Source organism: Pararhizobium sp., assembly GCF_965279435.1.
Lineage (GTDB): Bacteria > Pseudomonadota > Alphaproteobacteria > Rhizobiales > Rhizobiaceae > Pararhizobium.
The window spans coordinates 1,409,847-1,422,500 of the sequence record NZ_CBDIHY010000003.1 but is presented as its reverse complement, the minus strand read 5'-3'; the positions used below and the strand labels follow the sequence as shown (position 1 = coordinate 1,422,500).

Genomic DNA, 12,654 nt, shown 5'->3' with positions numbered 1-12,654 from the left:
ATGCGCGGCGCATGCTGATGGTGGGTGCCGGGCGGCTGTCGCAGAATTTGATCGAGGCGCATGCCTCCGTGCGGCCGATTTCCGAAGTGACGATCTGGGCCCGCGATATCAGCAAGGCCAAGGCCACCGCAGCGCAGCTTGATCTTCCCGGTATCACCATCTCCGTTGCCACGGATATAGAAGCCGCCGCCCGTCGGGCCGACATCATTTCCTGTGCGACCCTCTCTTCCGAGCCGCTGATCCGCGGCGACTGGCTGAAGGACGGGGCGCATCTCGACCTCGTCGGCGCCTTCAAGCCGAGCATGCGCGAGAGCGATGACCGGGCCGTCGAGCGCGCCACGCTGTTTGTCGACACGCGCGACGGCGCGCTCACCGAAGGCGGCGATCTGGTGCAGCCATTGCGGGCCGGTATTATTGCCGCCGGTTCCGTGCGGGCGGATCTTGCCGAGCTGACCGGCGGCCGGCATGTGGGCAGAACGGACCCAAGTGAAATCACCCTGTTCAAATCCGTGGGCGCAGCACTTGAGGATCTGGCCGGGGCCGTTCTTGCCTTCGAGGGCGCGCGGCGCAGCTGATCGCCGTCACCGGATCGTGATGGTGGTTGAACTCGCCCGGCGTTGACGGATCGCGGCCTTGGCTTAGGTTGGGGCCGCGCATTTGGGGACAGTGGGGGAAGCATGATCAGATCGACGCGGCGGATGTTTATACGGATGGCGCTTTTGGCTCCGCTGGCGCTGGCTTCCATCGGACCGGCCATGGCAACCGATGCGGCCAACTGGGACCAGGTACTGGCCGAGGCACGCGGCGAAACCGTGTATTTCAATGCCTGGGGCGGCTCGGCCAATATCAACGCTTATATTCAATGGGCTGGCGACGCCGTGAAGGCGCGCTACGGCGTCACTGTCATGCAGGTCAAACTGGACGACACTGCAAAGGCTGTCACATCCGTGCTTGCCGAAAAGACGGCCGGGCGCAGCCAGCATGGGTCCGTCGATCTCATCTGGATCAATGGTGAGAATTTTGCCGCGATGAAGCGCCAGGGCCTGCTGTTTTCGCCGGGCTGGGCAATGAAGCTGCCAAACTGGGGTCTTGTGGATATCGAGAACCAGCCGACGACGACAACGGATTTCACCATTCCCACCGAAGGACTGGAAAGTCCGTGGGGGGCGGCAAAACTGGTGTTCTTCTATGATGAGGCCCGCACGGCACGGAAAGACCTGCCGGATTCGGCCAAGGAGCTGCTGTCGTTTGCACAAGCCCTTCCCGGCCGGTTTTCCTATCCGCAGCCGCCGGATTTCATCGGTTCGTCTTTTCTGAAGCAGGTGCTGAGCGAACTGATCGCCGACCGGACCAAACTGCAGAAACCCGTCGATGACGCGACGTTCGATGCGGATGTGGCGCCGCTGTTTGCCTATCTCGACCAGTTGCATCCGCTGCTGTGGCGCAAGGGCAAGGCTTTCCCAAAAAACTATCCCGACATGAAGCAGAAGCTGGCCGATGGTGAACTCGACATCATCTTCGCCTTCAATCCGGCGGAAGCTTCGGCCGGAATTGCCGCCGGTGAACTGCCAGGCAGTGTCCGCTCGTTCGTGTTTTCGAAGGGGACGCTCGGCAACACCCATTTTGTCGGCATTCCCTATAATGCCAATGCCAAGGCCGGTGCTCTGGTGCTGGCCAACTTCCTATTGTCGCCGGAAGCGCAGGTGCGAAAGCAGGATCCGAAGATCTGGGGGGATCCGACGGTGCTGGCGTTGGGCAAGCTGCCCGAGGCCGACAAGGCCGCGTTCGCAGCGCTTGATCTCGGCGTAGCGACATTGCCGCCGGACAAGCTCGGGCCGACACTGGCCGAGCCGCATCCCGATTGGATGACGCGCATCGAGGCGGAGTGGATCAAGCGCTATGGGGCGGCAAACTGAGGGGAACCACATCCGGCCGCAGGCTGGCGGTAGCATGAGGCTCCGGTTCAGTGTATCGGGCCTGGTGCTGGCGATGATCGGCCTGCCGATCCTGGCCGGGCTCGCAGGCACGGTCGGGCCGGCCTTTGGCCTGCTGCCAGCGCTCGGTGGCGACCATCTGACCCTTGATCATTTTACCGATCTCGCGGCACAGCCTTACCTGTTGCGCTCGTCGCTGATCAGTTTTGCGACGGCGATCGTCACCAGCGGTGTGTCACTCGTCATCGTCATGTTGTTTATCGCCGGGTATGCCGGAACGCGGATGTTTTCGCGCATCCAGCACCTGGTTTCACCGCTGCTCGCCATTCCGCATGCTGCCGCAGCCTTTGGTCTTGCCTTCCTTGTTGCGCCGTCCGGACTGGCGATGCGTCTCGTTTCGCCCGGTCTGACCGGCTATGGCAGCCCGCCCGACTGGCTGGTGCCGCAGGACCCGCTGGGATTGACGATGATGGCGGGGCTGATCGTCAAGGAAATGCCATTCCTGTTTCTGGTGACGCTGGCAGCGCTGCCGCAGGTGCCGCTCGTCCAGGCGCGGCAGCTGTCGGCCAGCCTTGGCTATGGCCGCATCCGGGGGTTCCTGATCAGTGTCTGGCCGCTGCTCTACCGGCAGATCCGGCTGCCGGTGTTTGCAGTTCTGGCCTATGCCAGCTCGGCCGTCGATGTGGCAATGATCCTCGGCCCGGCGCTACCGGCGCCGCTTGCCGTGCGCATTACCGAATGGATGGCCGATAGTGATCTGCGGATGCGGTTCCTCGCGTCGGCAGGCGCGCTGCTGCAACTCGGGCTCACGGTCGCGGTAATGGTGACATGGTTGGCCTTGGAGCAGGTCGGATCTCTTCTGCTGCGATGGGTATCCATATCCGGTGTTCGCAAAGCTGACGACCGGTTACTGCGCAGGTCGGCCTGTTTCGCCATGGCCCTATCGGCGGCACTGGTCTTTCTCGGTCTTGCCGTGCTCTTCCTCTGGTCGATTGCCGGCCTCTGGCCGTTTCCCGCCCTGCTACCGGACAGTGTTACGCTTCAGGCCTGGATGCGCGCCTTGCCCCAGGCCGGAGATGTGATCGAGACGACAATCTCGCTTGCCAGCAGTTCCGCCGCCATCGCCCTTCTGCTTGCCATCGGCTTGTTATGGCAGAACGGCCATCATAGCCGCGGCGCTTTGGACAGCGTCCTCTATCTGCCATTGATCGTGCCGCAGCTCTGCTTTGTTTTCGGCCTGCAGATCCTCAGCGTGACGCTTGGTTTTGACGCATCCTTCGCGTTGCTTTTGTTCGTGCATCTGATTTTCGTGCTGCCCTATGTCGTTCTGTCGCTGTCGCAGCCCTGGCGGGCGCTCGACCGGCGTTATGAAACGCTGGCGGCGGGGCTCGGAAAATCGCCGTTGCAGATCCTGCTACACGTTCGCTTGCCGCTGTTGACGCGGGCCTGCCTCACTGCCTTTGCCGTCGGTTTTGCGGTTTCCGCCGGGCTCTATCTACCGACACTTTTGATCGGCGCCGGGCGGATTGTCACTATCACCACCGAGGCCGTGGCCCTGTCGTCCGGTGGCGACCGGCGGGCCATCGGCGTCTATGCGCTTCTGCAGACGCTGGTTCCGTTCGGCGGATTTCTGATTGCATCGCTGGTGCCGCACTTGCTATTCCGCGACCGGCGCGCGATGAGGATTTGAATGAAACCCGACACGACAGACGGCCTGTATCTGGAGGCGATTTCCATCGCCCTTAACGGCCGAACGCTGCTGTCTCTGTCAGCGCATGTCCGGCCCGGAGAAATCCTGACGGTCATGGGACCATCCGGCTCCGGAAAATCGGCGTTGCTCGCTTACCTCGGTGGATTTCTCGACCCGGCCTTTACGGCCAGCGGCCGTATCCGGATCGACGGCGACGACCTGACCGGCATTGCGGCGGAAAAACGCCGGTGCGGTGTGCTTTTTCAAGACCCGCTGCTGTTTCCGCATCTCTCTGTCGGCGGCAACCTGCTGTTCGGATTGACGCCATCCATTACAAGGCGCGACCAGCGGCGGCGCATGGTGGAGCAGGCGCTGATCGATGTGGAGCTGGAGGGTTTTTTCGATCGGGATCCGGCCACACTGTCGGGTGGGCAGAAGGCCCGGGTGGCGCTGCAGCGCGTGATGCTATCGGCGCCGCGGTTGCTGCTGCTCGACGAGCCCTTCTCCAAACTCGATAGCGACCTGCGGCAACAGACCCGTGCTTTGATTTTTTCACGGGCGAAAGCCGCCGGCCTGCCGGTCATTCTGGTCACCCATGATCATGCGGATGCGCAAGCCGCTGGCGGGGATATCGTTGTGATTGGTGAGGAGGCCAGCCGATGAACGGAACGGACACACTCCCCGATCTGCCCGTAAAAGCCATTCTACCGGCACTCGGCGAAGCATTGGCGCAGGCTCCAGCGGTCGTGCTTTCAGCCCCACCCGGCGCCGGCAAGACGACGTTGGTGCCGCTGTTTCTATTGGACCAGCCCTGGCGCGGCGATGGCCGGATCATCCTGCTTGAGCCACGCCGGCTGGCGGCCCGCGCCGCTGCCGGGCGCATGGCAAGCCTGCTTGGCGAGAGCGTTGGCGATACGGTCGGCTACCGGATGCGGCTCGACAGCCGGATTTCGGCGAGGACCCGCATCGAGGTGGTGACCGAAGGCGTGTTTGCACGGATGCTGCTCGACGATCCGGAATTGCCGGGTGTTGCGGCGGTGCTGTTTGACGAATTCCACGAACGTTCGCTGGACGCGGATTTCGGATTGGCGCTGGCGCTCGATGTGCAGCAGGCGCTGCGCGATGATCTGAAGCTGATCGTCATGTCGGCGACACTGGATGTCGAGCGGGTGGCGCAGCTTTTGGGCGGGGCGCCTGTGATCGAGAGCCAGGGGCGCAGTTTTCCGGTGGATGTGCGCTATCGCGAACGGGCGTCGACGGAACGCGTGGAAGATGCCGTGACGCGGGCCATCGTCGAGGCGCATCGCGACGAAACCGGGTCGATCCTCGCCTTCCTGCCGGGACAGGCGGAAATAACCCGCACGGCCGAACGGCTGAACGGCCGGTTTGGTGCGGAGACCATTATCACACCGCTGTTCGGCAATCTCAGCCAGAAGGAGCAGGATGCGGCGATCCGCCCTGCCGCAACAGGAACGCGCAAGATCGTCCTTGCCACCTCGATCGCCGAGACCTCGATCACCATCGACGGCGTACGCATTATCATCGACAGCGGCCTGCAGCGGCTTCCGGCCTTCGAGGCATCCACCGGTATTACCCGGCTGGAGACCGTGCGCGTCTCACGCGCTTCTGCCGATCAGCGGGCGGGGCGCGCCGGGCGCACGGAGCCGGGCATCGCCATCCGTCTCTGGCATCAAGGGCAGACGGCAGCGCTGCCTGCGTTTACGCCACCGCAGATTCTCTCGAGCGACCTGTCGGGCCTTGTTCTGGATCTCGCCCATTGGGGCGTCACGGACCCAGCCGGCCTTGCCTTTCTCGATCCGCCGCCGGTGACGACATGGCAGGAGGCGAAGGCTCTGCTTGTTCAGCTCGGCGCACTCGACACCAATGGCACATTGACGGCGAGAGGCAAGCAGATCCGGCAACTGGCACTGCCGCCGCGCCTTGCCGCCATGGCTGTTTCGGCGGGGGAAGACGGACAGGCCACTGAAGCATGTCTTCTGGCCGTGGTTTTGACAGAGCAGGGTCTTGGCGGCAGCAGTATCGATCTGGAAGACCGGCTGCGCCGCTTCAAGTCGGAACGTGGCGACCGGGCCGATGCCTCGCGAGGACTGGCCCGCCGGATGGCCAAGGGCTTGAGCGTCGGCAGAGATTCCAGCGAACCGGTTCAGCCCGGCATTCTGCTGATGCAGGCCTTTCCCGACCGGATCGCCTTGCAGCGGGGCGGACGCGGACGGTTCGTCATGGCCAATGGCCGTGGCGCCGAAGTACCCGAGACCGAGCGGCTGGCGGGTGCCTCCATGCTGGTCATTGCCGACCTGACGGGCCGTGCCGGCGGGCAGCGCATTCTGGCCGCTGCGGAAATCACCCGGGCCGATGTCGAGGCGCATATGCCGCAAGCGATCGTCCAGGAAGACCAGACCTTTTTCGACCGGCCAAGCCGGCAGGTCCGGGCGCGGCGGGTGACGCGGCTTGGCGCGATCATTTTCGATGAGACGCCGCTCAGCAAACCCAAGGGCGAACCGGCGGCACGCGCACTGGCCGATGGGGTGCGCCAGTTGGGGCTTGCGGTCCTGCCGTTTTCCAAGGAAGCCGCGCAATTGCGCGACCGCATCGGCTTTCTCTACCGCACGCTTGGTGAGCCGTGGCCGGATATGTCGGATGACAGCCTGCTATCGCGGCTGGATAAGTGGTTTGTGCCTTTCCAGCGTGATACGCGCGGTATCGACGATATCAATGCCGGTAGCCTTTCCGAAGGCCTGCAGTCACTGGTGCCACATGATATTGCCCGCGATCTCGCCCGTCTGGCGCCCACCCATTTCGAAGCGCCGACAGGCCAGCGTCATCCGATCCGCTACGACGGCGACGAGCCGGTTCTGTCGATCCGTGTCCAGGAGCTGTTCGGATTGAAAACGCATCCGTCGATCGGCGGCGGGCGATTGCCGCTGCTGCTGGAGCTGATTTCGCCAGGCCAAAAGCCGATGCAGACGACGCGCGATCTGCCCGGCTTCTGGGCCGGATCCTGGAAGGACGTTCGCGCTGACATGCGCGGCCGCTACCCGAAACATCCCTGGCCGGAAGATCCGGCCAATGCGCCGCCAACGACACGGGCAAAACCGCGTGGTACATGACACTCAAATGACTTTTACGACAGGAAACCGGATGATCGCGGCCGCACTCGACGGGGAAGAAGCCACCACAAGCCGCGTCTTGCGCCTGCAAACCATCGTTCGCCTACGCTGGCTGGCGGTCGGCGGACAGTCGATCACCGTCATCATCACCGCCTTCTGGCTGCAGTTTCCGCTGCCGCTGATCGCCTGCTGCTCTTTGATTGCCCTGCTCGCCTGGGTGAACGCCTATCTTACCATCCGCTATCCGCCGACACACCGGCTGCAGCCGCCCGCAGCCTTTACCCTGCTCGGCATTGACCTTGCCCAGCTAACGGCGCTTTTGTTCATCACCGGCGGACTTGCCAATCCTTTTGCGCCGCTGGTCTGCGTGCCGGTTATCATTTCCTCCGCCTCGCAGCCGAAGTGGCATAGCATCGCGCTGGCAAGTCTTGCCATTCTCGGCATTACGGCACTTGCCTTCTCGCCCTTCCCCCTGCCCTGGTACCCCGGCGTGGTCCTGCTGATGCCAACGGTACTGACGGTCGGCATCTGGTTCGCCATCGTTGCCACCACGGCGTTCGCGGCCTTCTACACCTACCGCGTCTCGCTGGAAGCCAGCGAGCTTTCAGAGGCACTGACGGCGACGGAGCTGGTTCTGCAACGGGAGAAGCATCTCTCACAGCTCGACGGCCTTGCCGCCGCTGCCGCCCATGAACTCGGTACGCCGCTGGCAACCATCAGCGTCGTTGCCAAGGAGATGGAACGTGAACTGGGCAACGATCCGCGTTTTGGCGAGGATGTGCACCTGTTGCGCAGCCAGAGCGAACGCTGCCGGGATATCCTGCGGCGTCTGACGACGCTGTCTTCGGAAAACGAAGACCACATGCGCCATCTGCCGCTGTCGTCGCTGATCGAGGAGGTCATGGCGCCGCATCGCGAGTTCGGTATCCAGATCAACCTGATCGAACGGGGAGACCGCGCCAAGGAGCCGGTCGGCAACCGCAATGCCGGCATTCTCTACGGGCTTGGCAATCTGCTGGAGAACGCGGTCGACTATGCCAAGAAGGAAGTGACGGTTACTGTTACCCATACGCCGACGATCGTTTCTGTTGTTATCGAGGACGATGGCGACGGCTATGCGCCGGATATCCTCAGCCGGATCGGCGAACCCTACGTCACCAAGCGGCAGAAGGACGACAGCGCCGGCGGCCTGGGTCTCGGATTGTTTATCGCCAAGACGCTGCTGGAGCGCTCCGGCGCCAAGCTGGCCTTTGAAAACGGCGGTCCGGAAAAGCCGGGCGCCCGCGTCAGCGTCGAATGGCCGCGCGTTCTGATGGATACAAAACTGTCAAAATGACTTTACGGCGTTTGGTAGCGGGAATATGCGAACTTACATAGAGTGCAGGAACAAGAGACTGCACCAAGGATTGCGACATGACGGAAAACACCACCGCACCGGCAGGCGCTGCACCCAGTGATGCTTCGCTGATCGGCACTGATACTTCCCTTTTGATCGTCGATGACGACGCGCCATTCCTGCGACGCCTTGCCCGCGCCATGGAAACCCGCGGTTTTGCCGTCGATATCGCCGAATCGGTTGCCGAAGGCATCGCCAAGGCCAAGGCCCGCCCACCGAAATATTCAGTCGTTGATCTACGGCTCGGTGACGGCAGCGGCCTCGACGTTATCGAAGCAATCCGCGCCCGGCGCGATGACACCCGCATCATCATGCTGACCGGCTATGGCAATATCGCCACTGCCGTCAACGCGGTGAAACTCGGGGCTGTCGACTATCTTGCCAAGCCTGCCGATGCCGACGACATTTTCGCCGCACTGGTGCAAAGAGCCGGCGAACGCGCAGAGCCGCCGGAAAATCCGATGTCGGCCGACCGGGTTCGTTGGGAACATATCCAGCGCGTCTATGAAATGTGCGAGCGCAACGTCTCCGAGACTGCCCGCCGGCTCAACATGCACCGCCGCACGCTGCAGCGCATCCTGGCCAAACGCGCGCCGAAATAACGGCGCGTCAGCTTTCGCTGTCGAGCGAGCCCGAAACGATCTCGCGCATGTTCGGGCTGGTATCGCCTGCCCTGTCCGCCGACCATTCGGCCAGCATCAACCGCTGTGCCGCGACACGCGCAAAATTCAGGGTGACGGATTTGCGCGTCGGCGCCGTGAGCCTGTGTTCCGGCGCATCGCGGATCATCTCGGCATTATAGCCATCCGACAGCAACAGCCCGCATTCCTCCGGAAAAATATCCAGCGGTACGCCGCTATGGGTGGCGAAATAGAGCCGGTCGGAATGCAGCCGGTAGTCCGGCCATTTCCGGTCCACCTTGAAATCCTCGATCGATGTCTTGATCTCGACAATCCAGATTTCGCCTTTCGGCGAAATGGAAATCAGATCTGCACGCCTGCCGCTGGCCAGCGTCAGTTCCGGCAGCACGGCATGGCGCAATTCGTGCAGATAACGCTGCACGCCGCGGCGAACCATCAGTGCGCGCTGCGACTGCCGCCCGTCGATCAACGGACTGTCATTGTGGATAGAAAGAATCGCCATGTATGAAAGTGTCGCACACAGGCGCTTTTGTTGCAAAAAAACAATCCGCCGGGAATTTGCACTGCCGCAAAAAAATGCCGCAACGCATTCCCTTGCAATCAGGCATGAATCGCAAATAAACCATAATTGCTGGTGGTCGAAACGACCCAGATATTCTTGCCTCCTTTTAAGAGATTCCCATGCGCCTCCGCAATGCATTCCTGCTGTGCAGCCTCGCGGCCACTCTCGCTTTGGCCAGTTGCTCCACCGCGCCGATCGCTCCCCTCGGCGAAAAAGTCGCGACCAACCAGATTTTCTCGGATGGCTATGGCCCGATCGAAGATCACGGCTATGCCCTTCCGGCGATCCCGATCAACAAAGTCAACGAGCGCTTTCACCGCCAGATCGTCGATTACACCACGGCTGAAAAGCCAGGTACGATCATCGTCAACACGCCGAACCGCTTCCTCTATTTCGTGCTGCCCGGTGGCAAGGCTGTCCGCTACGGCATCGGCGTCGGCAAGGCCGGCTTTGCATGGGAAGGCCGCGCCTACGTCGCCTGGAAGCAGGAATGGCCGACATGGCATCCGCCGAAGGAAATGGCCGTGCGCAAGCCGGACGTTGCCCAGTATGTCGAAAACGGCATGGGCCCAGGCCTGCGCAACCCGCTCGGCGCGCGCGCCATGTACCTGTTCAACGATGAAGGCAAGGACACGCTGTTCCGCATCCACGGTTCGCCGGAATGGGCCTCGATCGGCACCGCCGCTTCGTCCGGCTGCATCCGCATGATCAACCAGGACATCATCGACCTCTACGCCCGCGTTCGTCCGGGCAAGAACACCCACGTCATCGTTCAGCAGTAGTTCCTGCTTCAACCATCGCGACGTCTTCAGATCCCCGGCTTGTCCGGGGATTTTTGTTATGGGCAAGATTATCCATCGACGGCGCCAAACATATTAGAGAAACCTGTATTTCTCATTTAATAACTATGGAATTGTACATCGCGAAAGCATCGTGGATGAACTCGACAATCTAGAATTTATTAAAAATATAGAATTTATTGTCTTTGCCATAAGCACCATGCCGGGCATGTTACCTCACGTTGCTATTCGAGCTGAGGAGAGAATGACATGACTGCTATCAGGAGCATTAACGTACTTGCAGCTGCCGCACTATCGACCGCAATTTTTGCGGGCTCGGCGATGGCTTCCGACGCATTGGTCGATTCGAAATGGGTGCAGGACAATCTGGACAACCCGAAGGTGCGGATATTCGAGGTCAGCGTCGATACCGGTGTCTATGAACGCGGTCACATTCCCGGCGCCGCACATCTCGATTGGCATACGGACCTCGTCGATCCCCAGAAGCGCGACATTGCCAGCCGAGAGGCTTTCGAAAAAACCCTTCGCGATGCGGGCGTCGACAAGGACACGACAATCGTTCTTTACGGGGATAACAACAATTGGTTTGCCGCCTGGGGTGCCTGGGTGTTCGAGGTCTATGGTCTGGGCAACCAGGTGAAGCTGCTCGACGGTGGCCGCAAGCTCTGGGAAGCGCAGGGCCTGCCGCTCGACACGGCCTTGCCGGACCACGCGGATTCCACGCTGGCGCTCGCCGACCGCGACAATTCCGTGCGCGCGCGTTTCGTTGACGTCGTTGCAGTCGCCGAGGGCAAGAACGACGTCAAGCTCGTCGATATCCGTTCGGCGGACGAATTCACGGGCAAAATCTTTGCACCGGAAGGCGTCAAGGAGCTGTCCGTGCGCGCGGGCCATATTCCTGGCGCCGTCAATGTCCCGTGGGGCAAGATCGTCAAAGAAGACGGCACCTTCAAATCCGCAGACGAAATCAAGGCAATCTACGCGGAGAAGGGGGTCGATGGCGCAAAACCCGTCATCACCTATTGCCGCATCGGCGAACGCTCGAGCCACACCTGGTTCGCGCTCAAGAAGATTCTTGGCTACGACGTGCGCAATTACGATGGATCGTGGACGGAATATGGGAACGCCGTCGGCGTGCCGGTGACCAATATCGCCGGGACGATCTGGACCGGAAAGTAGTCCTGGTCCTTGTCAGCGCGGCTATCGATACTGCGCGGGATGCCAACGCGGGTGGACGGCTTGTCAGGGTCCACCCGCATTTTCACTGTCTTACCATCGGATCGTCATGCCTGTCCTTGCTTCCCGTAGCCTTTCGCTGGTGATCGTTGCAGCCATGATCGCCTGGAGCATCTGGTTGGCGCAGGATGCCTCCGGCCGGATCTTGTCATTTTCGCTGCTCACCGGCACTGCCTTCGGCATCGTTCTGCAACGGGGCAGGTTCTGCTTTCTGTGCAACCTGCGCGACTTTGTGGAAAGGCGCGATCCCTCGGGACTGGTCGCCATTCTGGCGGCGCTTGCGGCAGGTATCGTGCTTTATCAGGTTGTTCTGGGCGCCTGGGTCCCGGTACCACAACCCGATCGCCTGCCACCAAGCGCCCATATCGGACCGGTCGGGTTTGTGCTTGCGGCGGCTGCTTTTGCCTTCGGGATCGGCATGGCGGTCTCCGGTTCCTGTCTGTCGGCCCACCTCTACCGGCTCGGCGAAGGCGCTTTCGGATCGATCGCCGCGCTTGCCGGTGCGGCCGTCGGATTCCTGATTGGCTTTTCGACCTGGAATTCTCTGTATACCTGGACCGTCTTTGATGATCCGCCACTCTGGCTTCCCGGCCTTCTCGGCTACGCGGCGGCCTCGGCGATTGGCTTGGCTGCTCTCGGAGTGGTCGCCTGGCTGGTGCTTCGCAGCGCGAAGCCCCCCTTGAACGACATGCCCGGAGCCCTGCCTTTCGAAGCCATTTTCATCCGGCGCTGGCCACCCGTTGTGACGGGCCTTCTCATCGCCGCCATCGGCGGGGTTGCCTATCTTCGCGTTGCTCCTCTCGGCGTAACAGCCGAACTCGGCAGTCTGGTGCGGACTGCCGGCCTTTCCGCAGGACTGGTCCCGGAAACGCTGGTCGGTCTGGATACGGTGCGCGGTTGCCTCAGTGCCGTGAAGACAGCCTTGCTTTCACCCAACGGTGTTTTCGTCGCCGGACTGGTTCTGGCGAGCTTCGCCTCAGCACTTGCCGGCGGCCACTTCAAGCCGTCCTGGCCAAGCCCCCGAGGTCTCGCGGCGCGCTTTGCCGGAGGCTTGCTGATGGGATGGGGAGCGATGACCGGGCTCGGCTGCACGGTCGGCGTTCTCCTGTCCGGCATCCAGGCGGGAGCCGTTTCAGGATGGGTTTTTCTGATTTTTGTCACTGCCGGGGCGCTCGCCGGTCTAAGTGGACTGCGCCGTCTCAGCACATAGCCGGGTGAAGGCGCAAACGGTCAATCCGTGCGGCGAACGTCCGGACGTGCAAGCATC

11 protein-coding genes (1 of these 11 cut by a window edge) are annotated in these 12,654 nt (G+C 61.9%); 10 read left to right on the top strand and 1 reads right to left on the bottom strand.

The annotated features are described in order from the left end of the window. From ACQY8Q_RS12350 to ACQY8Q_RS12320, 7 genes are all read left to right on the top strand, one after another. Window positions 1-575, top strand: partial view of an ornithine cyclodeaminase family protein gene (locus tag ACQY8Q_RS12350; RefSeq protein ID WP_428426848.1) — the 3' portion only. 370 nt of this gene lie to the left of the window's left edge; 575 of the gene's 945 nt are visible here — the last part of the coding sequence; its start codon lies beyond the left edge, outside the window; it ends in the stop codon at window positions 573-575. A gap of 135 nt (window positions 576-710) precedes the next feature. Continuing rightward, window positions 711-1,916, top strand: coding sequence for an ABC transporter substrate-binding protein (locus ACQY8Q_RS12345; RefSeq protein WP_428426847.1), 1,206 nt, complete (start codon window positions 711-713; stop codon window positions 1,914-1,916). Window positions 1,917-1,950: 34 nt separating this feature from the next. After that, window positions 1,951-3,624 (top strand): ABC transporter permease, encoded by a 1,674-nt coding sequence (locus ACQY8Q_RS12340; RefSeq protein WP_428426846.1) that lies wholly within the window; start codon window positions 1,951-1,953, stop codon window positions 3,622-3,624. After that, window positions 3,625-4,287 (top strand): ATP-binding cassette domain-containing protein, encoded by a 663-nt coding sequence (locus tag ACQY8Q_RS12335; RefSeq protein WP_428426845.1) that lies wholly within the window; start codon window positions 3,625-3,627, stop codon window positions 4,285-4,287. It abuts the gene before it with no gap. Further along, window positions 4,284-6,752 (top strand): ATP-dependent helicase HrpB, encoded by a 2,469-nt coding sequence (gene hrpB / locus ACQY8Q_RS12330; protein WP_428426844.1) that lies wholly within the window; start codon window positions 4,284-4,286, stop codon window positions 6,750-6,752. The genes ACQY8Q_RS12335 and hrpB overlap by 4 nt, the downstream gene beginning before the upstream one ends. Window positions 6,753-6,783: 31 nt before the next feature. Further along, window positions 6,784-8,088, top strand: a complete 1,305-nt coding sequence (locus tag ACQY8Q_RS12325) for an ActS/PrrB/RegB family redox-sensitive histidine kinase (RefSeq protein WP_428429765.1) — start codon at window positions 6,784-6,786, stop codon at window positions 8,086-8,088. Window positions 8,089-8,165: 77 nt separating this feature from the next. After that, window positions 8,166-8,750, top strand: a complete 585-nt coding sequence (locus tag ACQY8Q_RS12320) for an ActR/PrrA/RegA family redox response regulator transcription factor (protein WP_428426843.1) — start codon at window positions 8,166-8,168, stop codon at window positions 8,748-8,750. A 7-nt stretch (window positions 8,751-8,757) separates the two neighbouring features. Here the strand turns inward: ACQY8Q_RS12320 and ACQY8Q_RS12315 are convergent, their stop codons facing one another. Continuing rightward, window positions 8,758-9,291 (bottom strand): MmcB family DNA repair protein, encoded by a 534-nt coding sequence (locus ACQY8Q_RS12315; protein ID WP_428426841.1) that lies wholly within the window; start codon window positions 9,289-9,291, stop codon window positions 8,758-8,760. Window positions 9,292-9,470: 179 nt separating this feature from the next. Between ACQY8Q_RS12315 and ACQY8Q_RS12310 the strand changes: the two genes are divergently transcribed. The 3 genes from ACQY8Q_RS12310 to ACQY8Q_RS12300 all read left to right on the top strand — a co-directional run bounded on the left by ACQY8Q_RS12310 (window position 9,471) and on the right by ACQY8Q_RS12300 (window position 12,597). Further along, window positions 9,471-10,133, top strand: coding sequence for a L,D-transpeptidase family protein (locus ACQY8Q_RS12310; RefSeq protein WP_428426840.1), 663 nt, complete (start codon window positions 9,471-9,473; stop codon window positions 10,131-10,133). Window positions 10,134-10,472: 339 nt separating this feature from the next. After that, complete coding sequence (locus ACQY8Q_RS12305) at window positions 10,473-11,330, top strand: sulfurtransferase (protein ID WP_428429764.1); 858 nt, start codon at window positions 10,473-10,475, stop codon at window positions 11,328-11,330. 106 nt (window positions 11,331-11,436) lie between these two features. Further along, window positions 11,437-12,597: a YeeE/YedE family protein gene (locus ACQY8Q_RS12300; protein WP_428426839.1), complete on the top strand. Its 1,161-nt coding sequence runs from the start codon at window positions 11,437-11,439 to the stop codon at window positions 12,595-12,597. Window positions 12,598-12,654 lie beyond the last annotated feature (57 nt).

Excerpts from the sequence above, each read along its gene's own strand:
- ACQY8Q_RS12345 (WP_428426847.1), top strand. The coding sequence starts at position 711 with ATGGCGCTTTTGGCTCCGCTGGCGCTGGCTTCCATCGGACCGGCCATG.
- ACQY8Q_RS12340 (WP_428426846.1), top strand. The coding sequence starts at position 1,951 with ATGAGGCTCCGGTTCAGTGTATCGGGCCTGGTGCTGGCGATGATCGGC.
- ACQY8Q_RS12335 (WP_428426845.1), top strand. The coding sequence starts at position 3,625 with ATGAAACCCGACACGACAGACGGCCTGTATCTGGAGGCGATTTCCATC.
- hrpB (WP_428426844.1), top strand. The coding sequence starts at position 4,284 with ATGAACGGAACGGACACACTCCCCGATCTGCCCGTAAAAGCCATTCTA.
- ACQY8Q_RS12325 (WP_428429765.1), top strand. The coding sequence starts at position 6,784 with ATGATCGCGGCCGCACTCGACGGGGAAGAAGCCACCACAAGCCGCGTC.
- ACQY8Q_RS12320 (WP_428426843.1), top strand. The coding sequence starts at position 8,166 with ATGACGGAAAACACCACCGCACCGGCAGGCGCTGCACCCAGTGATGCT.
- ACQY8Q_RS12315 (WP_428426841.1), bottom strand. The coding sequence starts at position 9,291 with ATGGCGATTCTTTCTATCCACAATGACAGTCCGTTGATCGACGGGCGG.
- ACQY8Q_RS12310 (WP_428426840.1), top strand. The coding sequence starts at position 9,471 with ATGCGCCTCCGCAATGCATTCCTGCTGTGCAGCCTCGCGGCCACTCTC.
- ACQY8Q_RS12305 (WP_428429764.1), top strand. The coding sequence starts at position 10,473 with ATGGCTTCCGACGCATTGGTCGATTCGAAATGGGTGCAGGACAATCTG.
- ACQY8Q_RS12300 (WP_428426839.1), top strand. The coding sequence starts at position 11,437 with ATGCCTGTCCTTGCTTCCCGTAGCCTTTCGCTGGTGATCGTTGCAGCC.